At 65.8% G+C, this 22,889-nt stretch carries 23 protein-coding genes; 9 read left to right on the plus strand and 14 right to left on the minus strand.

The genetic code is table 11. From position 1 onward, the window contains the following. Positions 1-64: 64 nt before the first annotated feature. A complete protein-coding gene (locus DK926_RS18270; protein WP_114331570.1) occupies positions 65-718 on the plus strand; it encodes a TetR/AcrR family transcriptional regulator in 654 nt (217 codons plus the stop codon). Positions 719-797: 79 nt separating this feature from the next. Here DK926_RS18270 and DK926_RS18275 read toward each other — a convergent pair whose 3' ends face one another. Both DK926_RS18275 and DK926_RS18280 read right to left on the minus strand, forming a co-directional pair. After that, entirely contained in the window at positions 798-1,022 is a 225-nt protein-coding gene (locus tag DK926_RS18275; protein WP_207890862.1) for a DUF3107 domain-containing protein, read from the minus strand. Positions 1,023-1,148: 126 nt separating this feature from the next. Further along, positions 1,149-1,868: a ferritin-like fold-containing protein gene (locus DK926_RS18280; RefSeq protein ID WP_068421460.1), complete on the minus strand. Its 720-nt coding sequence runs from the start codon at positions 1,866-1,868 to the stop codon at positions 1,149-1,151. Between the two features lie 345 nt (positions 1,869-2,213). Here DK926_RS18280 and DK926_RS18285 point away from each other — a divergent pair, with 345 nt between their 5' ends. Both DK926_RS18285 and DK926_RS18290 read left to right on the plus strand, forming a co-directional pair. Continuing rightward, entirely contained in the window at positions 2,214-3,839 is a 1,626-nt protein-coding gene (locus DK926_RS18285) for a DEAD/DEAH box helicase (protein WP_243636887.1), read from the plus strand. Positions 3,840-3,850: 11 nt separating this feature from the next. Further along, positions 3,851-5,119: a hypothetical protein gene (locus DK926_RS18290; RefSeq protein WP_114331572.1), complete on the plus strand. Its 1,269-nt coding sequence runs from the start codon at positions 3,851-3,853 to the stop codon at positions 5,117-5,119. Here the strand turns inward: DK926_RS18290 and DK926_RS18295 are convergent. After that, positions 5,095-5,892 (minus strand): ParA family protein, encoded by a 798-nt coding sequence (locus DK926_RS18295; RefSeq protein ID WP_068421465.1) that lies wholly within the window; start codon positions 5,890-5,892, stop codon positions 5,095-5,097. The genes DK926_RS18290 and DK926_RS18295 overlap by 25 nt on opposite strands. A gap of 115 nt (positions 5,893-6,007) precedes the next feature. Then, a complete protein-coding gene (locus DK926_RS18300) occupies positions 6,008-7,489 on the minus strand; it encodes a DHA2 family efflux MFS transporter permease subunit (RefSeq protein ID WP_114331573.1) in 1,482 nt (493 codons plus the stop codon). Between the two features lie 329 nt (positions 7,490-7,818). On the opposite strand from DK926_RS18300, the gene DK926_RS18305 reads away from it, so the two are divergent. Beyond that, positions 7,819-8,445, plus strand: a complete 627-nt coding sequence (locus tag DK926_RS18305) for an acid phosphatase (protein ID WP_114331616.1) — start codon at positions 7,819-7,821, stop codon at positions 8,443-8,445. On the opposite strand, the gene DK926_RS18310 is transcribed toward DK926_RS18305, so the two are convergent. Then, positions 8,442-8,864 (minus strand): hypothetical protein, encoded by a 423-nt coding sequence (locus DK926_RS18310; RefSeq protein WP_068421469.1) that lies wholly within the window; start codon positions 8,862-8,864, stop codon positions 8,442-8,444. The two genes, DK926_RS18305 and DK926_RS18310, sit on opposite strands and share 4 nt — an antisense overlap. A 184-nt stretch (positions 8,865-9,048) precedes the next feature. On the opposite strand from DK926_RS18310, the gene DK926_RS18315 reads away from it, so the two are divergent. Together DK926_RS18315 and DK926_RS18320 are read left to right on the plus strand one after the other, a co-directional pair. Beyond that, a complete protein-coding gene (locus DK926_RS18315) occupies positions 9,049-10,005 on the plus strand; it encodes a diacylglycerol kinase family protein (RefSeq protein WP_114331617.1) in 957 nt (318 codons plus the stop codon). Between the two features lie 287 nt (positions 10,006-10,292). Next, positions 10,293-10,547, plus strand: a complete 255-nt coding sequence (locus DK926_RS18320) for a WhiB family transcriptional regulator (protein WP_026347946.1) — start codon at positions 10,293-10,295, stop codon at positions 10,545-10,547. Positions 10,548-10,680: 133 nt separating this feature from the next. Here DK926_RS18320 and DK926_RS18325 read toward each other — a convergent pair whose 3' ends face one another. From DK926_RS18325 to DK926_RS18340, 4 genes are all read right to left on the minus strand, one after another. Beyond that, positions 10,681-12,159: a PAS domain-containing sensor histidine kinase gene (locus DK926_RS18325; RefSeq protein ID WP_068421630.1), complete on the minus strand. Its 1,479-nt coding sequence runs from the start codon at positions 12,157-12,159 to the stop codon at positions 10,681-10,683. 19 nt (positions 12,160-12,178) lie between these two features. Then, positions 12,179-12,394: a biotin/lipoyl-binding carrier protein gene (locus DK926_RS18330; RefSeq protein ID WP_068421475.1), complete on the minus strand. Its 216-nt coding sequence runs from the start codon at positions 12,392-12,394 to the stop codon at positions 12,179-12,181. A 239-nt stretch (positions 12,395-12,633) separates the two neighbouring features. Continuing rightward, positions 12,634-12,945 carry a mycothiol system anti-sigma-R factor gene (rsrA, locus tag DK926_RS18335; RefSeq protein ID WP_114331574.1) on the minus strand — a complete coding sequence of 104 codons (312 nt, stop codon included), beginning with the start codon at positions 12,943-12,945 and terminating at the stop codon, positions 12,634-12,636. Further along, entirely contained in the window at positions 12,942-13,601 is a 660-nt protein-coding gene (locus tag DK926_RS18340) for a sigma-70 family RNA polymerase sigma factor (protein WP_068421633.1), read from the minus strand. The genes rsrA and DK926_RS18340 overlap by 4 nt, the downstream gene beginning before the upstream one ends. A 204-nt stretch (positions 13,602-13,805) precedes the next feature. Between DK926_RS18340 and ybaK the strand changes: the two genes are divergently transcribed. From ybaK to rsgA, 3 genes are read left to right on the plus strand one after another with little or no spacing between them, the layout of a single operon-like run. Then, positions 13,806-14,300 (plus strand): Cys-tRNA(Pro) deacylase, encoded by a 495-nt coding sequence (gene ybaK / locus DK926_RS18345; RefSeq protein WP_114331575.1) that lies wholly within the window; start codon positions 13,806-13,808, stop codon positions 14,298-14,300. 6 nt (positions 14,301-14,306) lie between these two features. Continuing rightward, entirely contained in the window at positions 14,307-15,626 is a 1,320-nt protein-coding gene (gene aroA / locus DK926_RS18350) for a 3-phosphoshikimate 1-carboxyvinyltransferase (RefSeq protein WP_114331576.1), read from the plus strand. Continuing rightward, entirely contained in the window at positions 15,623-16,612 is a 990-nt protein-coding gene (gene rsgA / locus DK926_RS18355; protein ID WP_165839604.1) for a ribosome small subunit-dependent GTPase A, read from the plus strand. The genes aroA and rsgA overlap by 4 nt, the downstream gene beginning before the upstream one ends. A gap of 61 nt (positions 16,613-16,673) precedes the next feature. Here the strand turns inward: rsgA and DK926_RS18360 are convergent, their stop codons facing one another. The 5 genes from DK926_RS18360 to DK926_RS18380 form a co-directional block, all read right to left on the minus strand. Continuing rightward, on the minus strand, positions 16,674-17,927 hold the full coding sequence (locus tag DK926_RS18360) for a fatty acid desaturase (protein WP_068421486.1): 1,254 nt from the start codon (positions 17,925-17,927) through the stop codon (positions 16,674-16,676). A gap of 85 nt (positions 17,928-18,012) precedes the next feature. After that, entirely contained in the window at positions 18,013-19,341 is a 1,329-nt protein-coding gene (locus tag DK926_RS18365; RefSeq protein ID WP_114331577.1) for an acyl-CoA desaturase, read from the minus strand. A gap of 107 nt (positions 19,342-19,448) precedes the next feature. Continuing rightward, positions 19,449-20,564, minus strand: coding sequence for a ferredoxin reductase (locus tag DK926_RS18370; RefSeq protein ID WP_114331578.1), 1,116 nt, complete (start codon positions 20,562-20,564; stop codon positions 19,449-19,451). A 121-nt stretch (positions 20,565-20,685) separates the two neighbouring features. After that, complete coding sequence (locus tag DK926_RS18375) at positions 20,686-21,180, minus strand: hypothetical protein (protein ID WP_207890865.1); 495 nt, start codon at positions 21,178-21,180, stop codon at positions 20,686-20,688. Positions 21,181-21,221: 41 nt separating this feature from the next. Next, positions 21,222-22,694 (minus strand): wax ester/triacylglycerol synthase family O-acyltransferase, encoded by a 1,473-nt coding sequence (locus DK926_RS18380; RefSeq protein WP_114331579.1) that lies wholly within the window; start codon positions 22,692-22,694, stop codon positions 21,222-21,224. Between the last annotated feature and the right edge of the window lie 195 nt (positions 22,695-22,889).

Raw genomic sequence — 22,889 nt, forward strand, 5'->3', positions numbered from 1 at the left:
CACCATCTCGGCCCAGGGTCCCCCACAACGGGTGCAGAGACGAATGCGGATGGGATCGAGCACTATGACTGAAATCGCGGATCGGACGTCCACGGACCGTCCGGCCCCCACGGCCGGCCGTCGCAGCGCGCGGCTGCCCCGCGATGCGCGACGCGCACAACTCCTGGCGGCAGCGAGCGAGGTATTCGTGACCCGCGGCTATCACGCGTCGGGAATGGACGAGATCGCCGAGTGCGCGGGCGTCAGCAAGCCCGTCCTCTACCAGCATTTCCCCGGCAAACTCGAGCTCTACCTCGCAGTCCTGCAGAGCTACGTCGACACGCTGATCTCCGGGGTCCGTCAGGCGCTGCGCTCGACGACGGACAACCGCAAGCGTGTCCGGGCGGCCGTACTCGCCTATTACGACTTCGTGGACACAGACTCCCAGGGCTTCCGTCTGGTCTTCGAGTCGGACCTCATGGGCGAACCTCAGGTCAGCGCACGCGTCGAACAGGCAACCGAGGCGTGCGTGGACGCGGTCTTCGACCTCGTCGCCCACGACTCCGGCCTCGATCCGTACCGAGCACGCGTACTGGCGGTCGGCCTCGTCGGCGCAAGCCAGTTCACGGCGCGCTACTGGCTCGAAGCGGACCGGCCCATCTCGAAGGAAGACGCAGTGGACACCACGGTCTCGCTGGCGTGGGGTGGTCTGTCGCACGTGCCGTTGCAGTCTCCGTAGTTCGACTCCGCCCGAGTACCCGCAGACGACCGAGGCCCCGTATCGATTCGATACGGGGCCTCGCGTTCGTCCACGACGTCTAGGTGGCGAATCCGACCTTGCGAGCGTCGGCGGGGCCGATCTCGACGTAGGCGACCTTCGAGATGTGGATCAAAAACTTGCGGCCCTTCTCGTCGACGAGCGACAGCACGCCGTCCTTGCCCTCGAGCGCCGTGGCGACGAGCGCTTCGACCTCGTCGGGCGACTGAGCGCTGTTCACCACGAGCTCGCGAGAGCTTTCCGACACACCGATCTTGACCTCCACGGCCAACCTCCGAACTCCTAGAGAAACTTCAGCTGCTTCGCCCAGGCTAGTGCAGCCGGACCGACCCACGCGCGCGACGGGCACGTGCTGTCAGCGAACACGCGCACGGCCGCACGACGAGAGAACTCAGACGAGGCCGAGGACCTTCATGCGTTCGGCGTGCTGCTCCTGCATGCGGTCGAACAGCGCAGCCACGCCGTTCAGATCTCCCGACGCCGTGATGACGAGATCGGTCAGTTCCTCGCGCTGGGCCAGCACGTACTGCGCCTGGGTGATCGCTTCACCCAGCAACCGCCTGCCCCACAGCATCAGTCGCGCCTTGTCCTGCGAGCTGGCTTTCACTCGCGTCGAGACCTCGTGGACGACGAACTCCGAGTGTCCCGTTTCTGCGAGCACCTCACGGACCGTCGTCGCCACTGCCGGGTCGAGGGTATGCGCGATCTCGCGGTAGAAGTCGGCGGCCAACCCGTCGCCGACGTGCGCCTTGACCAGCGTTTCCATCCAGGTCGACGGGTTCGTCGAGGCGTGATATTCGTCGAGCGCGCGAACGTACGGGTCCATGGCGGTGTAGACGTCGATGCCGCGATCGGACAGCGCCTGCACGAGGGTCTCGAAGTGGTTCATCTCGGCGGCGGCCATGCTCGCGAGTGCGACGCGTCCCTGCATCGTGGGTGCCATGCGTGCGTCCTCTGCCAGACGGTAGAACGCCGAGATCTCGCCGTACGCCAGCACAGCCAGCAGCTCGGCGACACCGGGATGGTCGTACGCGATCCGAGGTTCGTCGGTATCGCTCCCGACCGTTGTCGACGGGTCGGTGGTCACGGCGTCTGGCGAGTGGGCTCCCATGACGGCAATCTTAAGGCTCGGACGCGCCCGTCACATGTGTCGTTCGGGCATGCGAAAGCTCACACCGTCCTGCCGCGTCGACGCGGTGGTCGGACGCCTCGATACCCGCTTCGCGGGCTCGGCAAGTTACCATGGTCATCGGATCGACGCGCGGACCGAAGACACGGACCGATTTTCACCGCGAAGATTCACGACAATGTGTGCGCACCCGCCCCGGGTCGCTCCGACTGCTTCGCCGATCGTGTGTCTATTTCCGACACGGCTGAGGCTCGCTGCGACATCACATCGGGACGAGGGCATCGACTTCGGCCGGCAATAGGCCTGTGCCCTTCTTCGTGCGTACGTGTGACCACGAGGAAGGCCAGAACCCTGAGCAAGATCATCGTCGACCAAGAAACCGAGACCGGCGACACCACGTTGTCCGCACAACTCGACGACACACACGTTCCGCCCACGTTCGCCGAACTGGGAGTTCGCGACGACATCGTCCGCTCCTTGAAAGAGATCGGCATCGAGCGCACCTTCGCGATCCAGGAGTTGACGCTCCCGCTCGCGCTCGCAGGCGACGACCTCATCGGCCAGGCACGCACCGGCATGGGCAAGACGTTCGGATTCGGCGTGCCGTTGCTGCACCGCGTCGCGACCACCGACTCCGGTACGACGCCGCTGGACGGCACTCCCCGAGCTCTGGTCATCGTGCCGACGCGCGAGCTGTGCATCCAGGTCAGCGCCGACCTCGCCAACGCGTCGAAGCACCTGAAGTCGTCGAACGGGCCGGTGAAGATCCTGTCGATCTACGGCGGCAAGCCGTACGAGACGCAGATCAGCGCGCTGCAGAAGGGCGTCGACGTCGTCGTCGGCACGCCGGGACGACTCCTCGACCTCGCGAAGCAGGGCCACCTGATTCTCGGCAAGATCGGAGTCCTCGTACTCGACGAGGCCGACGAGATGCTGGACCTCGGTTTCCTACCCGACATCGAACGCATTCTCGGCATGGTCCCCGACGGACCGTCGGCGGGGTCGACCCACGCGGGCCGTCAGACGATGCTGTTCTCCGCCACGATGCCCGGCCCGATCATCACCCTGGCACGCACGTTCCTGACGCAGCCGACGCACATCCGCGCCGAAGAGGCCGAGTCGTCCGCCGTGCACGACCGCACCACCCAGCACATCTACCGCGCCCACGCTCTCGACAAGGTCGAGATGGTGTCCAAGGTCCTGCAGGCGAACGGCCGCGGCGCGACGATGATCTTCGTCCGCACCAAGCGCACCGCGCAGAAGGTCGCCGACGAGTTGCTCGAGCGTGGCTTCGCCGTCGGCGCCGTCCACGGAGACCTCGGCCAGATCCAGCGCGAGAAGGCACTGAAGAAGTTCCGGAGCGGCAGCATCGACGTGCTCGTCGCCACCGACGTCGCCGCGCGCGGCATCGACATCGACGACGTCACCCACGTCATCAACTACCAGTGCCCCGAGGACGAGAAGACCTACGTCCACCGCATCGGTCGCACCGGCCGCGCCGGACGCACCGGCATCGCGGTGACCCTCGTCGACTGGGACGACATCCCCCGCTGGCAGGCCATCGACAAGGCGCTCGACCTCGGTACGCCCGACCCGATCGAGACGTACTCGAGCTCGCCTCACCTCTTCGACGACCTCGACATCCCCACGGACGTCACCGGTTCGATCAAGAAGACGCCGGAACCGAAGGTCGAGGCGTCCGACGCAGGCACCGCCGAGAACGACGACGCATCCGACGCCGACGCAGCCGCATCGAAGCCGCGTCGTACCCGCAACCGGACACGCACGAGGGCAGGCAAGCCGACTGCTCGCCGCGCGGACGCAGGCGAGACCGCCGACAACGGCTCGGAGAGCGCTCCCGCCGACGCCGGCACCGAGGCTGCCCCGCGACGACGCCGTCGTCGTCGCCGCTCCCCCGCGTCGGCCGCACCCGCGCAGACCGCGTCGGAGTAGTCTCTCTCTTCGTGCTGGCACCGGAACGTCGACGGCGATCGGATCTCGTCGCGGCGGCGGTGATCGTCGTCGTCGTGGTACTCGGACTCGCCGTCGTCTGGCTCAGGAGCGACGCACACGGAACGACGGACACCGTCGCGACGACGCCGCTCCCCCAGACCGACACCGCGACAGCGGTGCCGACGGCGTTGACCGAGCTCTGGCGCGCCCAGAGTCCCGTCACCCGATCACCGATCGTCACCGGCGCCGCCGTCGTCACCGGGGACGGTGGCACCGTGGAGGGACACGACCCCACCACGGGTGACGTCGCGTGGTCCTACCAGCGTGACCGAGCGTTGTGCGACGTGACCGACGCCTGGAACACGGCGGTCGCGATCTACTCCGACGATCGCGGTTGCTCACAGGTCACCGAGCTCGACGGTGCGACCGGCATGCGGAAGGCACAGCGCACCTCCGATGCCGACGCCGCAGTTCGGACCACCGACGACGGCACGTATCTGACCTCGCGAGGTGACACCCGTATGGAACTGTGGCGGTCGGATCTCGTGCGCACACTCGAGTACGGCCGCGTCGATGCTCCGGTCAATCCGAACTCCCAACCGCGGACCGGTTGCACACTGCTGTCGTCGGCGTCGAACTCCTCGCGCGTCGCAGTGCTCGAACGGTGCCCCGGCGAGGACGCCGCACGTCTGACGATGCTGAACCCGGCACCGAAGGACGCGCAGCAGCCGGAGGTATACGGCTCGTCCGTCGTCGCAGCGCTCACCGGCCCCGAGGGCAAGATCGACGGCGCCACCGTGTTGGTCGCGTCGGGAGACCGTGTTGCACTTGCCATTCCGGCGTCGCCCGGCGAGCCCGCGCGGGTCGCGATCTTCGACGGCACCGCGCAACAACTGTCCGAATTCGACCTGCCCGACGCCGTCGCGGGCCCGGGTCCGTTTCCGAACGACGACACTGTCGTCAAGGCAGCATCGGTGTTCGCGTGGTGGACCGGAACCGCCACGGTCGCGCTGGGACTCGGCGACCTGTCACCCGTCTGGTCACTGCCGTCCGCGCTCGGCCCGGGAGCGGTCATGGCAGGCAAGCTTCTCGTGCCCGTTCCCGACGGCATCGCAGTACTGGACCCCGGCACCGGTTCGCCGGGCAGCACCATTCCGGTGGATCGGGCCGGCTACACGGGAATGGTCGGTATCGCGGTCGTCGGCGACGTCGTCGTCGAGCAACGCGGAGAGACCGTCGTCGCGCTGAGCGCCCCTCAGTCGCCCGCGGCCGGCGAATAGGTCTCGAGTTCCGACCCGTTCCAGTAGGCCAGCAGATTCGCCGCGAGTTCGCGATACGCCTGCGCGCCCTTGCTCTTCCGTCCCGACAGAACGGTCGCGCCCGACGCCGTGGCTTCGGCGAAACGGACCGTCCTCGGAATCGGCGGCGCCAGAACCGGCAGCGAGTACCGATCGGACACGTCACCGAGAATGTCACGGCTGTGCGTGGTGCGAGCGTCGAACAGGGTGGGAAGAGCGCCGAGCAGAGCGAGGTCGGGATTGGTGATCTGCTGGACGTCCGACACGGTCCGCAACAGCTGGCCGACACCGCGATGGGCGAGCGTCTCGCACTGCAGCGGCACCAGAACCGAATGCGCAGCCGTCAAACCGTTCAGAGTGAGCACCCCGAGCGACGGCGGACAGTCGATCACGACGACGTCGAAATCGTCCTGCACCGACGCCAACGCCCGCTTCAGCGCGTACTCCCTCCCGGCTCGCATCAACAACAGCGCCTCCGCGCCCGCGAGGTCGATGGTGGCCGGCAGCAGGACGATGCCCTCGTCGGTCTCGACGACCGCGTCGGACAGTGGCGTGTCACCGGTGAGGACGTCGTGCACCGACGTCTCGAGCTTGTCCGGGTTGTGCCCCAACGAGAAGGTGAGACAGCCTTGGGGATCGAGGTCGATCACCAAGACCCGCTGATCGAGCGCGTGCAGTGCCGCCGCAAGTGATGCCACTGTCGTGGTCTTCGCGACGCCACCCTTCTGATTCGCAACCGCCAGTACAGTCGTCACAGCGTTAGATCCTCGCTTACATCGGCGCTGGTGGCCAGACAAGACGACCGCGGGCGCGTCGCACACCCTTCGAGTCCGGATGGTCGACGCGCCCACAGTGCAGATTCACGACGTGTCAGTGCATGATCACCGGTGCTGCCGAGTCCTTGCCCTCGGACGGGGTGACCTTCTTACGCGGCAAAAAGAACGCGGGAACGAACGTCAGAACGACCAGCACGAGTGCCACGGTGAACGTCGTCGCGAAACCGTCCGCCGAGATGCTCAGCGCCTCGACCGGCGACGTCGCCGCCTCGACGCCCTTGAGCTGGTTGGTCAACACGACGGACATGACGGCCGTACCGATGGAACCGCACGTCTGCTGGACGATGTTCATCAGCGTCGATCCGCGAGCCACGCTGTGGTCGGTGAGCGTCTGCAGCGCCGCTGTCATGATCGGCATCATCGTCGAACCGAGGCCCATGCCCATCACGAACAGTCCGCCGAGCAGCAGGACGTAAGACGTGTCCGGCCCGACCTGTGTGAACACGGCCATACCCGCGGTCACGAAGACCAGTCCGACGAGCACGATCTTTCCCGGGCCGATGCGGTCCGCGAGCGTGCCCGCGATCGGCATCGTCAGCATCGCGCCGAGGCCCTGTGGCGCAAGGAGTAGACCTGCTGCCAACGTGGTCTCGCCGCGAATCTGCAGGAAGTAGCTGGGGAACAACAGGCCGGCGCCCATGAACGCGGTGATGAAGAACAGCGTCGTGACCACTGCGACGGTGAGCGCGCGGTTTCGGAACAGTCGCAGATCGATCAACGGGTGCTCGGTGCGCAGAGCATGGAAGACGAACAGCACGATGAGCACTGCACCGACGACGGCCGGGACGAGAACTCGCGTCGCGAACACCGTCTCGGTCTCGGGGATCGACGACACACCGAACAGGAACAGGGCGAGACCCGGCGACAGCATCAGCATGCCCAGGAAGTCGAACGACTCCGACGGTGTCGGTGCGTCCTGCGGCAGAATCACGACGGCGGCGATGAGCGCGACGATGCCGATCGGCACGTTGATCAAGAAGATCCAGTGCCAGCTGGCCGCCTCGAGAAGCCAACCACCCAGGATCGGACCACTGATCGGGCCGAGCAGCATCGGCACGCCGAGGACGGCCATGACACGGCCGATGCGCTCCGGGCCCGCTGCACGCGTCATGATCGTCATACCGAGCGGCATCAGCATGCCGCCACCGAGACCCTGGAGCACGCGGAACACGATCAGCGACGTGATGTCCCACGCGAAACTGCACAGGACGGACCCGAGCACGAACAACACGAGCGCAGTGATGTAGAGACGCTTCGTTCCGAACCTGTCCGCAGCCCATCCGGTCAACGGAATGACCGTTGCGAGGGCGAGCGTGTAGCCCGTCATGGTCCACGCGACGGTCGCGTACGTCGCGTCGAACACGTCCATGAACGTCGGCACCGCGACACTGACGACGGTGACGTCGAGAATCGACATGATCGCGCCGAGCACGACGACGCCCGCGACCTTCAACACGGCCGAGTCGAGCTTCTCCGGCTCGGCTGCACCCGGTGGCGATGATCCTGGCTGCGTCATGGGCATCCGTCCTTTTCTTCTTCGCGAGCACGCCGTGCACGCGTCCAATGTGATTCGCGCGCCGCGACATCGAGCATCGGGCGACGAGACGATCAGTCGAACCGTCGGCTGCGCTTACGGGGTTCGAGACGTCCTCACCCGCGTGGAACGGGCGAGAGTGCACGCGTTCCGGCCGACGGGAGACAGTATCGCGTTATCGAGGCGACCACTCAATTCATTTAGCGACCGGATCGGGCCGGACGGCTGTGAGACCGGACACGACCGTCCCGTTCGTCCGATTCCGTCGAGCCGGACGCGAAAGCCACAGTGCCGCACGGCACTATATGAGCATGAGCGCAACAGCCAGCGGTGACCACGGACGTGTCGTTCTGCTCCGGCACGGCGAGACCGAATGGGCGACGACCGGGCGTCACACCGGCACGACGGACGTCCCGCTCACGGCCGTCGGCGAGGAACAGGCGGTCGCGGCGGGCACGTTGCTCGGCGAACTCGACCTACGCGATCCGCTCGTGCTGAGCAGCCCACGCGAGCGTGCTCGGCGAACCGCGCAGCTGGCAGGCCTCGACATCGATCGACCGTGGGATGCACTGGCGGAGTGGGACTACGGCGACTACGAGGGCATGACCACGCCGGAGATCCGACAGAACGTGCCGCACTGGACGGTCTGGACCCATCCGTGCCCGAACGGCGAGACGATGGACGAAATCGGCACCCGCGCAGACCTTGTTCTGTCGGTAGCCCTCTCGGCTCTACCGGAACGTGACGTCGTCCTCGTCGGGCACGGTCACTTCTCCCGAGCACTGCTCACCCGATGGACCGAACTCCCCGTGTCCGAGGGCAAACGCTTCGCGATGTCTCCCGCGGCGTACTCGGTTCTCGGATTCGAGCACTCGTACCGGCAGATCGCCGTCCACAACATTCACCCGTCCGTCCGGACCGGCAGGCGTACGAGCTAGCTCTCGTCGTCGTCCTGGCCGTACTCGGCCGCCATCCACCTCGACGACGGCGGACTGAACAGCAGCACGAGAATCGACAGCACACCTGCACCGAGCAGCGCCCCGTAGAGCGGCTGGTGTGAATCCGTCAGCAGCGCCCACACGACGGGCAGCAGCAGCAACTGCACGACGAGCGCGATGGCACGCCCCCACCGCTTGCCCGCGATCAGCGCGACGCCGGCCGCGAGCACCGCAGCGCCGACGACCGCGAACCACCCGGCAGTTCCGTACCCGTTCGCCGTGGTCCGGTCCGACCCCTCGACGGCACGAACCACGTACACGACCGCGGCGACGAGCGCGACGATTCCCTCCACGGCGACGAGCACTCCCGCGGATCGAAACGTCACGGGGGGCACCTGAGGCAGCGAAGGCGTCGACACTCGGCCAGGATAAACGGCTCGTTCCTGCAGGCTCCACTGCTGCCCCTCTTCGAGTCGTTCCTGCAGGCTCCACTCCTGTCCCCTATCCGGTCGTTCCTGCAGGCTCCACTCCTGGCCCCTATCCGGTCGTTCCTGCAGGCTCCACTCCTGGCCCCTTATGCCGGTGCCGATAGGCTCGGTTCCCGTGCGCGCGCTCCTGATCGTCAATCCCAATGCGACCTCGACCACCCCCGCGGCTCGCGACCTCTTGGCACACGCCCTGTCGAGTCGTGTTCGCGTCACCGTCGCCCATACGACGCATCGCGACCACGCAGCCGAACTGGCATCCCAGGCCCGTGACGACGGAATGGGTCTGGTGATCGTCCACGGCGGCGACGGAACCGTCAACGAAGTGGTCAACGGCATGCTCGGAGTTCCCCTCCCGGCGTCGATGAAATCGGTCACCATCGGTGCGATACCGCCGCTCGCCGTCGTCCCAGGCGGCAGCGCGAACGTGTTCGCCCGCTCGCTCGGCATTCCGTCGGATCCGGTGGCGGCCACGAACCAGTTGATCGACCTGCTGTCGGAACGCTCGAGGCGCACCATCGGACTCGGACATTGCGACAACCGCTGGTTCACGTTCAACGCCGGACTCGGCCTCGACGCAGACGTCTGCCGTGCCATCGACGCGAGCCGCAAGAACGGCAGACCGGTGTCGCCGAGCCGGTACGTCCGGGCGTCGGTGCGCGAGTTCTTTCGTAAGAAAAATCACGAACCGACGCTGACTGTCGACATCCCGGGTCACGATTCGGTAACAGGTGTTCATTACGCTTTCGTTTCCAACTCGAGCCCGTGGACTTACCTGAGCGAACGGCCAGTGCACACCAATCCCGGCACCTCGTTCGAGACCGGACTCGGCCTGTTCGCGATGCGGACGACCAAGGTGTTCCCCAGCTTGAACGTGTCGCGACAGCTGCTGTCGGCCACGTCGGAACCCAAGTCCCGCAAGCTGTTTCGACACGACGACGTTCCTCGCGTCCGCATCACGTCGTCGGAACCGATCGGACTGCAGATGGACGGTGACTATCTCGGCGAGCGCACGGAAGCGGAATTCTTCTCCACACCGTCGGCGTTGGAAGTGGTGGCTCCGAGACCCCGGTGACACCTGCCCGATCGGGTAGTTACGTACCCGTAAGGCAGGGCTCGCCACAACGCCCGAGGCCGGTTTTGCTGGGGAAATCTCAGCAGAATCACCTCCATCGGGGTACAAAGGAGCGCAGGAGGCTTAAGCGAGCCTAACAGAGTGAGCTTGACCACGGACACACGGCTATCTCTTGACTTCCCCTAAGTTCGTGAAAGCATTCACAAGCAACAGTGCGGAAACATTCGATACGCACTCGTGAACTACAGAGAAACTATGGCGCTACGGCGCCCGGTAAGGAGCAGAGGATGGACTGGCGCCACAAGGCCATTTGTCGCGACGAAGACCCGGAACTCTTTTTCCCCGTGGGAAACAGCGGCCCGGCTCTCGCGCAGATCGCTGATGCCAAGGTCGTCTGCACGCGTTGCCCAGTCACCGCAGAGTGCCTCTCGTGGGCACTCGAGTCCGGCCAGGACGCAGGCGTGTGGGGTGGAATGAGCGAGGACGAGCGTCGCGCACTGAAGCGGCGTAATGCACGTACGCGTGCACGCAGCTCCGTCTAGCAACGGATCCCGACGCTCGCATCGGACGAGCTGATTCGGAGAAAGGACCCGGCTCAGGGAGAGCCGGGTTCTTCTGCGTTCGGGGGTCGTGCCCGTCGGGCCGGCCGGGTGCCCGCGTCGCGTGGCGGGCGCGTCAGGGCGTGCGGGGACGGCGACCCAGCGGAACACGAAGGGACGCATCGGTTCCCCCGCCCTGCGCGGGATGGAGGCCGAGAGAGCCGTTCAGTTCGACGGACACCAACGTTCGGACGATCTGAAGACCGAGCCCTTCGGACCGCTCGAGCGAGAAGCCGGTGGGCAATCCCTGGCCGTCGTCGTGGATGACGACGTCGAGCCACCGGGCCGACCGGTCGGCGGTGATCAGCACGGTTCCTGCGGTACCTGCCTCGAAACCGTGCTCCATCGCGTTCTGCACGAGTTCGGTCAACACCATCACCAACGGCGTCGCGCGCTCGGCGGAGAAGACGCCCAGCTTGCCTGTGCGCTTCACCCGAACTCGCGGATCGACGGTTCCCACGTCGAGCATGATCGGGACGAGGCGGTCGACGATCTCGTCGAGATCGACCTCTTCGTCCACCGACATGGACAGCATCTCGTGGACGACGGCGATCGACGTGACGCGTCGGACCGACTCGCTCAGTGCGACCCGAGCCTCCTCGTTCTCGGTGCGACGCGACTGCAGCCGCAGCAGCGCGGCAACGGTCTGCAGGTTGTTCTTCACCCGGTGATGGATCTCCCGGATGGTCGCGTCCTTGCTGAGCAGCGCCCGGTCCCGACGCTTCACCTCGGTGACGTCGCGCACGAGGACGATCGCTCCGACCGAACGGTCGTGAGGTCGCAGCGACAGTGTTCTGATCAACACCGTGGCACCGCGCGCGTCGACCTCCATACGGTGGCCGACGCTTGCCGTCAGAGTCGCCCGGATATGGTCGGCGGCTTCCTGCGAGTCGAACGGGTCGGTGATCAGCGAACGCGTCACCGACGCCAGGTCACGGCCCGACAGTTCCGTCGACAAGCCCATTCGGTGATAAGCGGACAGCGCGTTCGGGCTCGCGTAGACGACGCGTCCCTCGGTGTCGAGGCGGATGAAGCCGTCACCTGCACGAGGCGACGAATTGACGTCCGTGCGCTCGACCGGCGTCGGAAACGTGCCGTCGCCGATCATGCGGCACAGATCGTCCGCGCTGTCGCGGTAGGCGATCTCGAGCGCGCTGGGTGGACGCTGCTGCGTGGGGTTCACATCGCGGGTCAGCACGGCGATCACGTGTTCGCCGCAGCGAACGGGCACGCTGTCCGACCCCCCGACCTCGCCTCGGACGATCTCGCGGCTCACGAGGGAGTCGATGACCGTCGGATGCTGGGATTCGGATACGACGGCCCCGACCATGTCCTCGGTGAACGCCGTCGGGGCGGTGGTCGGCCTGCACTGTGCCACACACAGCACCTTGGCGCCGGGCGCGCCCTCGACGTCGTCGGTGCCGACCCACAGCAACAGGTCGGCGAAGGACAGGTCGGCGAGCAGTTGCCACTCCCCGACCACCCGCTGCAGATGGTCGACGGCCTCACCCGGCAGGTCGGTGTGCTCGGCCAGCAGATCGCTCAGCGTGGACACGGTGTCGGCTTCGGATGTGTCAGGCCACGACGGCGATGAGGTCACCCTGCTGGATGACGTCACCGACCTCGACGCCGATCGTCGTGACGGTTCCCGACGTCTCGGCCAGCACCGGAATCTCCATCTTCATCGATTCGAGGACGACGAGGGTGTCCCCGACCGCGACCGTGTCGCCCTCGGCTACGACGATCTGAAAGACGGTCGACACCATCTCCGCGCGCACGTCCTCGGCCATGACTCTCCCTCTCGTTCGTCGCGCTCCACGGCACCCGTGGACGCACACCCGATCACACGTGAAAGACTGTAGTGAATCTACGAGAGGAGCTACACATGGGTAAGCGCGGACGTAAGAAGCGCAGCCGCAAGGGCAACGCAGCAAACCACGGCAAGCGTCCCAACAGCTGACGCGAGCGCCGAGACACGAAAGGCCGGGAAGCACATGGCTTCCCGGCCTTTCTCGTGTTCGTGGGTCGTCTACTCGCTCTCGGACTGCTTGATCAGCACGGTCCGACGGATCTCGATGCTCAGGCGTTCGCGGAGCCCGGACGGCGCCTGCTCACCGCCGCACTTACGCCCGATGAGGCTCTTGACCTTCTCCTCGATCCCGTACGCGGCCAAGCACGACCCGCACTCGTCGAGGTGACGCTTCAGGCGGTGCTTGGTGCCTTCGTCGCACTCGTTGTCCAGCATGAGCCACACGTCGGCGATGACTGCGGAGCAGTCCAGCTTCTCGAACTCGCTGTTCGCCGCGTCGGCATCCGGTGTCCTGTCCGCATCCGATGTCACCGCGAAACCTCCTGCTCGTGCACGTCCACCGCTCCGCCTCGATTGAATCCACGCTCACGGGCCACGCCTGCGAGCAGACCTCTGAGTTGCTTGCGCCCTCTGTGCAACCGCGACATCACCGTTCCGATGGGCGTGCCCATGATCTCGGCGATCTCCTTGTACGGGAATCCTTCGACGTCGGCGTAGTACACCGCCATCCGGAACTCCTCGGGAAGCGACTGCAGCGCTTCCTTGATGTCATCGTCGGGCAACGAGTCGAGCGCCTCGACCTCGGCCGAACGCAGTCCGGTCGACGAGTGCTCGGCGGTCGCGGCCAACTGCCAATCGGTGATCTCGTCCGTCGGATACTGCGCAGGTTGCCGCTGCTTCTTCCGGTACGAGTTGATGTAGGTGTTGGTCAGAATGCGGTACAGCCAGGCCTTGAGGTTCGTGCCCTCGCGGAACGACCGGAAAGCGGAATAGGCCTTGATGTAGGTCTCTTGGACCAGGTCCTCCGCGTCGGCCGGATTTCTCGTCATCCGCAGTGCGGCACCGTACAACTGGTCCAGCATCGGGAGCGCATCACGTTCGAAGCGTTCCGTCAGTTCGGTCTCCGATTCAGCCGCCGCCTGAGCTGTGCGCTCGACTTCCTCCACGCTGATCCCTTCGGTAGCCATGTCCTTCCAGGCTACCGCGGGCGATGTCAGGTCCTTCACGTAGATCGCGCTGCCGTCGGTGGCAGCGCGGACGGGGCGCTCGGTCGTCGATACAGCCACAGCGTCTCCCTTCCTGCTCGTTCGGTACTCGACCCACAAGAACACCGCGAGAGCCCCACCTGTTCCCTGCTCCGTCGAACGAGGACCCGTCGATACAGTGACGCCATGGCCGCAGCGTCCACACCAGCGATCGCCGTCCTTCGCAAGCAGAGGGTCGACCACGAGGTGCACACCTACGATCACGACCCTCGATCGGAGTCGTACGGAACCGAGGCCGCCGACGTGCTTGGCGCCCGGCTGGGCGTCGACAAGTCCCAGATCTTCAAGACCCTGGTGATCAGAAAGCACGACGGAGCCCTGGCTGTCGCCGTCCTCCCCGTCACGACGACTCTTTCCCTGAAAGCCGCCGCCGCCGCTCTCGGCGCACGCAAGGCCGCGATGGCCGAACGCGCCGAAGCAGAGCGTTCCACCGGCTACGTGTTCGGTGGAATCTCGCCCCTCGGCCAGAAGCGAGCGCTGGCGACCGTCGTCGACGAGTCCGCGCTCGGGTGGGACCGGGTGCTCTGCAGCGGCGGGCGTCGTGGACTCGAGATCGAGCTCGATCCGCACGACCTGGTGCGACTCACCCGCGCCGTGACGGCGCCCATCGGGGCGGGCTGAAGCTCGATGCGCAAAGATGGGCAGGTGAGCAATTGGACAGCGCCGACCGCGACCACCCCAGTCCACGCGACCGTCACCCTGCCCGGATCCAAGTCCATCACCAACCGCGCATTGATCATCTCGGCTCTGGCCGAGGGTTCTTCGTCGGTGACGGGCACGCTGCGCAGCCGCGACACCGACCTGATGATCGCCGCGTTGCGCGACCTCGGGGTCGGCATCGACATCGATGCCGACGACCCGTCATCGCTGACGGTCACGCCCGCTCCCCTGCACGCCGCGACCATCGACTGCGGCCTCGCAGGTACGGTCATGCGCTTCGTTCCGCCGCTCGCCGCGCTCGCCACGGGCACCGTCGCGTTCGACGGTGACGAGCAGGCCCGTTCCAGACCCCTGGACACGATCCTGGGCGCACTGCAGACACTGGGCGCCCAGGTGGACGGCAACGCGCTCCCCTTCACCGTGACGGGCAACGGACGCCTCGCAGGCGGTCCCGTCGAGATCGACGCGTCGGGCTCCTCGCAGTTCGTCTCGGGCCTGATGTTGTCCGCTGCCGCGTTCGACGACGGCGTCACCATCCATCACGTCGGCAAGCCGGTTCCATCGATGCCGCACATCGACATGACCGTCGAGATGCTGCAGCGCGCGGGTGTCCGGGTGGACACTCCCGCCGACAGCGGCGACGCCGACACCTGGCGAGTGCATCCGGGACCGATTCGAGCGGTCGACTGGGTTGTCGAACCCGATCTGTCGAACGCCACCCCGTTCCTCGCAGCAGCCGCCGTGACGGGAGGCGAAGTGCGCGTGCCGCATTGGCCGTCGTCGACGACCCAGCCGGGTGATGCGATCCGCGACATTCTCACGTCGATGGGCGCCGAGGTCACACTGGACGACGGCACCCTGGTGGTTCGTGGACCACAGACGTTGCGCGGGATCGACGTCGATCTGCACGACGTCGGCGAATTGACCCCGACCGTCGCCGCGCTGGCCGCACTCGCGGACGGCCGCTCCACGCTGCGCGGAATCGCGCACCTGCGCGGCCACGAGACCGATCGTCTCGCCGCCCTGGTGACGGAGATCAATCGTCTCGGCGGCACTGCAGTCGAGACCGACGACGGCCTGGAGATCACGCCCGCGCCGCTGCACCAGGGAGTATGGCGCGCCTACGCCGATCACCGAATGGCAACGGCTGGAGCCATTCTCGGCCTCGTGGTCGACGGTGTCGAGGTGGACGACATCGATACGACGTCGAAGACGCTCCCCGGCTTCGCACTCCTGTGGGACGAGATGCTCGCGGGCACGCCCGGACGCGTTGGGTCGTCGTCCTGAGTCGCCGTCGGTACGACGAGTCGGATGTGCGGATTCGTCCTGGCAAGAGTTCACGGCCCAGGACGAAGACGCGACCCGAGCACGCCGACGCGGAATCGGCGATGGTGGTCTCGGTCGACCGTGGCCGATGGGGCTGCGTACTCGGCGGCGATCCGGACAGACCCGTCGTGACGATGCGGGCGCGTGAACTGGGCCGCACTCCTATCGTCGTCGGCGACGACGTCGACATCGTCGGAGATCTGTCCGGCAAGGTCGACACCTTGGCACGCATCGTGCGGGTATCCGAACGGCGAACGGTGTTGCGCCGCACCGCCGACGACACCGACCCGTACGAGCGCGTGGTCGTCGCGAACGCCGAACAGCTGCTCATCGTCTCGGCGTTGGCCGACCCGCCCCCGCGTACCGGGTTCGTCGAACGGGCGCTCGTGGCCGCCTACGTCGGCGGACTGAATCCGATCCTCTGCCTGACCAAGAGCGATCTGGCCGATCCGGCCGAGTTCGCGGCGGCGTTCGCCGATCTCGACGTGCCGGTGGTGCTGGCCGGCCAGAGCGAGGACCTCGGCGAACTGACCGGCGTTCTCGCCGGCACGGTCACGGCGTTGATCGGGCACTCCGGCGTCGGCAAATCGACGATGGTCAACAGGCTCGTGCCCGACGCGCATCGCGCCACCGGTGTCGTGTCCGGCGTCGGCAAGGGTCGTCACACGTCGACGCAGTCGGTCGCGTTGCCACTACCCGGTGGCGGCTGGGTCATCGACACGCCCGGTATCCGGTCCTTCGGCCTTGCTCACATCGCGCCGGAGGACGTCGTGGCGGCGTTCTCCGACCTCGCGGAGACCATCGACGACTGCCCACGCGGATGCACTCACCTCGGCCCGCCCGCGGATCCCGAGTGCGCGCTCGACACGTTGACCGGCGACGCTGCCCGACGCGTCCGCGCCGTCCGATCGCTGCTCGAAGCCGTCCGGACCAACGACGCCTGGTAGACGCACGTGCGCGCGAATGTGCAGCGGGCTGTACATTCGCGCGCACGTGCGCCGAAGGCGCCTACTTCGAGAGTTTCGCGATCAGACCGCGAATCCCCTTGTTCTTCTTCGATTCCTGGATCGCGGTACGCAGTCCGCGGCGCTTGCCGGTCTCGGGGTCGACGGTCAGCAGACCGCCGGTCGCGCCCGCGAACTTCTTCTCCGACGCGGTTTCCGGTGCGTCGTCGGCCGTCGCCTTGAGGTACTTGTTCGGCAGCGAGAGCTTCGCGATGGTGCGCCACGACAGCAGGTACTGCTTACCGAGAGACCCTGTGGTGTACGGCAAGTCGTACTTCTCGGCCAGTTCGAGAACACGGAACTTGATCTCGCGCAGCCGGTTGCTCGGCAGGTCGGGGAACAGGTGGTGCTCGATCTGGTAGCAGAGGTTTCCGCTCATGAACTCCATGACGGGCCCTGCTTCGAAGTTGGCGCTGCCGAGCATCTGACGCAGGTACCACTGCCCCTGCGTTTCGTTCTCCATGTCCTTCTTGGTGAACTTCTCGGCACCGTCGGGGAAATGCCCGCAGAAGATGACGGTGTTGGTCCACACGTTGCGAATCATGTTCGCGACGATGTTGGCCGTCAGCGTGCTCTTCCAGGCCGGGCCTGTCACTGCCGGATAGATGACGTAATCCTTGGCGATCTGGCGACCGATCTTCGCCAGCACCTCGCTACGCTTCCGCTCGAACTCCTCGCGGGGAACGCGCCCCTTGGCGACCTTCCCGAGTTCGAGGTGCTGAGCGGCGACGCCGTACTCGAAGAACAGCTGCAGCAGCAGGTTGTACACCGGGTTGCCCAGGTTGAACGGCTTCCACCGCTGGTCCCGGGTGACGCGCAGCAGACCGTAGCCCACGTCGTCGTCCATGCCGAGAACGTTCGTGTACTTGTGGTGGATGTAGTTGTGCGTCTGCTTCCAGTGCGCGGACGGACCGGTGTTGTCCCACTCCCACGAGGTCGAGTGGATCTCCGGATCGTTCATCCAGTCCCACTGCCCGTGCATCACGTTGTGGCCGAGTTCCATGTTCTCGATGATCTTCGCGACCCCGAGCATGCCCGTGCCCAGCAACCAGGCGGGACGCTTACGGCTGGCGAAAAGCACAGCGCGACCGCCGATTTCGAGCGTCCGCTGCAGACGAATGGTGTTGCGGATGTACCGCGCATCCTTCTCGCCGCGCGATGCCTCGATGTCACGCCGGATCGCGTCGAGCTCGACGCCGAGAGCTTCGACGTCGGCATCGGTCAGATGGGCGTATTCCTTGATATCCGAAATCGCCACGGGTTACGGCCCTCCTGGCAGTCGTCGGGGTGCACGTCGTGCACGTTTCTTTCGACTACCGTACCGTAACTTACGGCTCCGTAGGTTACGAGTCCGTAGGTGTGAGTGAGCTCACCGGCCGCCCACCTTTGGACGCACGACGCAAAGCGCGTGCCTGTCGCTTCGCTTCCTTCTTCGCGTGCCGCAGCTGCACACGCGCCTCGGCGATCGCCGACCGCAGGCCACGCCGCTTCCCTGTCAGCGGATCGATCGTCAGCGCGTGGACGACAGGAGTATCACCGGTGCGGAAGCGCCGTTCCGAGCTCGTCTCGGGTGCATTGTCCGACGTCGCCCGCAGCCAGGAGTCCGGCAACGACAGCTTGTGGATGGTGCGCAACGCGAGCAGGTACTGCTTGCCCAGCGACCCCGTCGTGTACGGAAGGTCGTACTTCTCGCACAGCGCGTGCACCTTCTCGGCGATCTCTGCGTAGCGATTGCTCGGCAGGTCGGGGAACATGTGGTGCTCGATCTGGTAGCAGAGGTTGCCACTCATGAACGCCATGATCTTGCCCGCGTCGAAGTTGGCGCTGCCGAGCATCTGACGCAGATAGAACTCGGCGCGTGTCTCGGACTCGAACTGACCCATCGTGAACTTCTCGGCGCCGTCGGGAAAGTGACCGCAGAAGATGACCGCGTACGCCCACAGGTTGCGCACGAGGTTGGCGGTGGTGTTGGCCGTCAGCGTGCTCTTCCACGCGGGCCCCGACAGAGCGGGAAACAGCACGAAATCCTTGCCGACCTGACGGGTGATCTTCGCCCAGAACGCTCGGTTCGACGGCGACTGCCAGTACGGCAGCGCCATTTCGCCGTCCATCTCCTTCTGCTGCCTGCAGTCGTGGATGGCGATGCCCCACTCGAAGGTGGCTGCCAGCACGATGTTGGCGAACGGCTGCAGGAGGTTGATCGGCCGCCAGGCCTCGTCGCGCGTCATGCGCAGGATGCCGAAGCCGATGTCGTCGTCCATTCCGACGATGTTGGTGTACGTGTGGTGCGAGTAGTTGTGCGCACGCTTCCACTGTTCGGACGGACCGGTCTGATCCCACTCCCACGACACCGAATGAATTTCCGGGTCGTTCATCCAGTCCCACTGCCCGTGCATCACGTTGTGGCCGAGTTCCATGTTCTCGACGATCTTCGCGACGCTGAGCATCGCCGTGCCGACGAGCCACGCCGGCCGATACTTGCTGCCCAACAACACGATTCGCCCGCCGAGCTCGAGGCAGCGCTGCAGTTTGATGGTCCGCCGAATGTACGACGCGTCCCGCTCACCCCGGCTGTCCTCGATGTCACGGCGTACCGCGTCGAGTTCGCGACCGAAGGCTTCGAGATCTTCCTCGGTCAGGTGGGCGAATTCCTTGATGTCCGTGATGGCCATCGTGGTCCTCCGAAAGTCATGGGCGGTGCCCGAAGTACAGATTCGCGACAAGCGCCGACCGCAAGCCTAACCGACGATGCTGAGAAGTCGGTGTGTGAAGTCACACGCTAGAGCTCGAGCGTGCAGTCCCCCGCCGCAGCCGAGATGCACGTCTGTATCCGATCGCCTTCACCGTGTTCCTTGCCGGACCGTAGATCGATGACGTGTCCCTCGATCAGCGGAACCACACAGGTCTGGCAGATGCCCATGCGGCAGCCGAACGGCATCTGGACGCCGAGCTTCTCGCCTGCCTCCAGCAGGGTGGTGGCACCGTCGACCTCGGCCGAACGATCGGACTTGGAGAACGTGACGGTTCCACCCTTGCCCGAGGTGTCGGCGCGGGCGATCTCGAACCGCTCCAGGTGCAGCTTGTCCTCGATCCCCTCCTGCTTCCAGACGCGCTCGATCTCCTCCAGCAGCGCCGACGGGCCACACGCCCACGTCTCGCGCGAACGCCAGTCCGGGTACAACTCGTCGAGCGACGCCAGGGCGAACTTGCCGTCCGACCGGGTCAACTGCACGTGCGAGACGAACTGTGGGTGACCGTCGGCGATGCTCGCGAGTTCGCTCGCGAACATGACCTCGTCCTCGGTGGGCGCGGAATGGATGTGGACGGTGTCCGGCATGTCGCCGTGCCGGTCCATCGACCGCAGCATCGACATGATCGGGGTGATTCCGCTACCTGCGGTGAGAAACAGGATCTTTTCGGGCGGCGGCGTCGGGAGCGCGAAATTGCCCTTCGGAGCGGCCAATCGAACGATCGTCCCCTGCGGTACCCCGCCGACGAGATGGCTCGACAGAAAGCCCTCGGGCATCGCCTTGACCGTGATCGAGATCAGTTTCTGTTCCCAGTTGGGAGGCGACGTCAGCGAATACGAACGCCAGTGCCACCGTCCGTCGAGATGCAGGCCGATGCCGATGTACTGCCCCGGCTGGTAGTCGAAGTTGAAGCCCCATCCGGGCTGGATCACGAGCGTCACCGCGGTCGCGGTTTCCTGCTTGACCTCGACGACGCGTCCGCGCAACTCGCGGGCCGACCACAGCGGGTTCGCCAAGTGCAGGTAGTCGTCGGGAAGCAAAGGGGTGGTGATCCTGGTGAACGCGCCACGCAGCATGTTCAGCTTCGGCCGCTTCGGTGCGGACACGTCCGCAGCCGGAGCTTCCAGCCACTTCTTGAGGTTCATCCGGGGGTTCATCTCCTCGATCGCGACGATGCGGCAGATCGCGCACGCCGCCCTGCCGTCGTACAGGTTACGCTACCGTAGGTTACCTGGAGGTAGACGACTGTGTCACAGCTGTTCGAGGTCACAGCAGTTCGAGCAGGAACGGCAACTCCTGGGTCGCGTACCACGCCAGGCTGTGGTCCTCGGCGTCTCCGAGCACGAACTCCGCGTCGGGATCACCCATGTCGGCAGCATCGATCACTCCGACTGCCTTCTCGACGGCGGGCTCTGCGGCCTCGAGATCCATGTGCACCGACGCGACCTGGTTCAGCCGCAGCGGCTCTTTCAAGCGCACGACGGCGTCGTCCAGATCGGGGCGCAGCGTGGGATCGTCCACGTCGGCAGCGATGACGGCTCGGCGGTGCACGACACCCCCGTCGACGACGCCATCCTCGGCCTCGTCGTCGCGCGACGCGGCGATCAAGCGCAGCGACGCCCGTGCCGCCTCGTTCATGGCGACCTCGGACAGTTCCTCGTCGTCACCCGACGAATACGCCTCGCGCAGTGTCGGAGTCACCGCGAACGCCGTTCGGCTCACCGGATGGAACTCCTCGTCGGCGACGAGCGTCCTCAACATCGAGACCGTCGCCGGTACATACACCCTCACGCGTTCTTTCCTCACACTCTCGACTCGTTGCTTGCATCGATCAACTCTTCGAGCGACTCCAGAATCAGAGCCGTCACGACGTCGACGTCGGGCATCGCCCCGCGGTCGGCGTTCAGCCCGTAGAAGACGTTGCCGTCGTAGGACGTCAGCCCGATGCTCAGCGCCTGATTCTCGAACAGCGGTGACACCGGGAACATTTCGAGCATCCGTGCGCCGCCGACGTACAGCGGGAACTGCGGTCCCGGTGCGTTGGTGATGATCAGGTTGAACAAGCGCTGCGACAACCTGCTGCCCGCGCGTGCACCCATCGCGTGCAGACTGGCCGGAGCGAAGCCGGAGATGCGCATCAGGGTGTGAGCCGTGACGCCGGGCGACTGCTTCTCGTGAGCTTCCGTCGCATGCGCGATGTGCGACAGCCGGACGACGGCGTTGGGCTCCCCCACCGGCAGATCCACCAGGAACGACGACACCTCGCTGCGCTGCGATTCCACGCCGGACACCACGGCGTCCGACTCGTGTTCACCGGTCGGTCCGTCGGTGTACTCGTCGTACGCTGCCCGCGCAGCCGACACGTACACCGACATCGGGACCATGGCACGCACCGTCGACGACGCGGTGACCGGTTCCCCGCGCGAGAGCAGCCAGTTGCGCAATGCACCGGTCACGACGGCGAGCACCACGTCGTTGATGGAGCAGTCGAACCTCGTGTGGATCTTGCGGTAATCCGACAGTTCCGTCTTGGCGACGGCGAAGCGACGGTTGCGCGAGATGGGCGCGTTCAGTGGACTCGACGGTGCGACCTGCGCCGCGGTACGCACGGCCGACAGGACCTTGCCCGTCGCCTGGACAGCCTCGCTCGCGACCCCTGCGAACCCACGCGCGACACCCTTGATCATCTCGATGCCTTCGCTGGGCCGCACGATCATCTCGGTGATCGCGTCCAACACGAGCGCCGACTCCTTCGGCTCGCTCGCGGGCATCCACAGCTCCTCGGCCATCGGGGGCGGACTCTTGCTCGCGTCGAGAATGACCTGCCCGATCTCGAGCGCCTTCTCGCCGTCGACGAGAGCCGAATGCGACTTCGTGAAGATGGCGAACCGATTCTTCGACAACCCTTCGACCAGATACATCTCCCACAGCGGCCGTGTCCGATCCAACGGTCGCGACGTCAGCCGTGCGACCAGGTCGTGAAGCTGTTCGTCGGATCCCGGTTTGGGCAGTGCAGAGCGGCGGATGTGATATGTGATGTCGAAATCCGGATCGTCCACCCACACCGGGCGCGCGAGTCCGAATGCCACTTCGCGCACCTTCTGTCTGTAGCGCGGCACCAGAATCAACCGCTGCTCGACGAGCGACAGCAAGCTCTCGTAACTGAACCCCGAACGCGGCGTTCGGAACACCGCCAGCGATCCGAGATGCATCGGGGTACTGCTCGCTTCGAGAAAATAGAACGACGCATCCTGCGTGGTCAGCCTTGTCGCCATCGCGTACCCCGGTCTCCCCGTTCCTGCTCGCTCCGTCACGCGACTCGATCCGAGCCTGCGATCCGTCCCCTCGAACTTAGATGAAGCAGAACGCTACAGCCATTCATGCGCGCGACGCGTGAGGCGTGGGGAACCGAGCGTGTATCGGTTTCGTCATACATCTTCGACGGGCAAGACCGTAGGAGCGAAGGACGT

Origin of the sequence: Rhodococcus sp. Eu-32 (assembly GCF_003336925.1) — a bacterium.
Lineage (GTDB): Bacteria > Actinomycetota > Actinomycetes > Mycobacteriales > Mycobacteriaceae > Rhodococcoides > Rhodococcoides kyotonensis_B.

What these genes read in the sequence shown, in the direction of transcription:
- DK926_RS18270 (WP_114331570.1), top strand. Translation starts at nt 65, where the DNA reads ATGACTGAAATCGCGGATCGGACGTCCACGGACCGTCCGGCCCCCACG.
- DK926_RS18280 (WP_068421460.1), bottom strand. Translation starts at nt 1,868, where the DNA reads ATGGGAGCCCACTCGCCAGACGCCGTGACCACCGACCCGTCGACAACG.
- DK926_RS18300 (WP_114331573.1), bottom strand. Translation starts at nt 7,489, where the DNA reads ATGACGCAGCCAGGATCATCGCCACCGGGTGCAGCCGAGCCGGAGAAG.
- DK926_RS18305 (WP_114331616.1), top strand. Translation starts at nt 7,819, where the DNA reads ATGAGCGCAACAGCCAGCGGTGACCACGGACGTGTCGTTCTGCTCCGG.
- DK926_RS18320 (WP_026347946.1), top strand. Translation starts at nt 10,293, where the DNA reads ATGGACTGGCGCCACAAGGCCATTTGTCGCGACGAAGACCCGGAACTC.
- DK926_RS18330 (WP_068421475.1), bottom strand. Translation starts at nt 12,394, where the DNA reads ATGGCCGAGGACGTGCGCGCGGAGATGGTGTCGACCGTCTTTCAGATC.
- DK926_RS18340 (WP_068421633.1), bottom strand. Translation starts at nt 13,601, where the DNA reads ATGGCTACCGAAGGGATCAGCGTGGAGGAAGTCGAGCGCACAGCTCAG.
- ybaK (WP_114331575.1), top strand. Translation starts at nt 13,806, where the DNA reads ATGGCCGCAGCGTCCACACCAGCGATCGCCGTCCTTCGCAAGCAGAGG.
- aroA (WP_114331576.1), top strand. Translation starts at nt 14,307, where the DNA reads ATGCGCAAAGATGGGCAGGTGAGCAATTGGACAGCGCCGACCGCGACC.
- DK926_RS18365 (WP_114331577.1), bottom strand. Translation starts at nt 19,341, where the DNA reads ATGGCCATCACGGACATCAAGGAATTCGCCCACCTGACCGAGGAAGAT.
- DK926_RS18370 (WP_114331578.1), bottom strand. Translation starts at nt 20,564, where the DNA reads ATGAACCTCAAGAAGTGGCTGGAAGCTCCGGCTGCGGACGTGTCCGCA.
- DK926_RS18375 (WP_207890865.1), bottom strand. Translation starts at nt 21,180, where the DNA reads ATGTTGAGGACGCTCGTCGCCGACGAGGAGTTCCATCCGGTGAGCCGA.
- DK926_RS18380 (WP_114331579.1), bottom strand. Translation starts at nt 22,694, where the DNA reads ATGGCGACAAGGCTGACCACGCAGGATGCGTCGTTCTATTTTCTCGAA.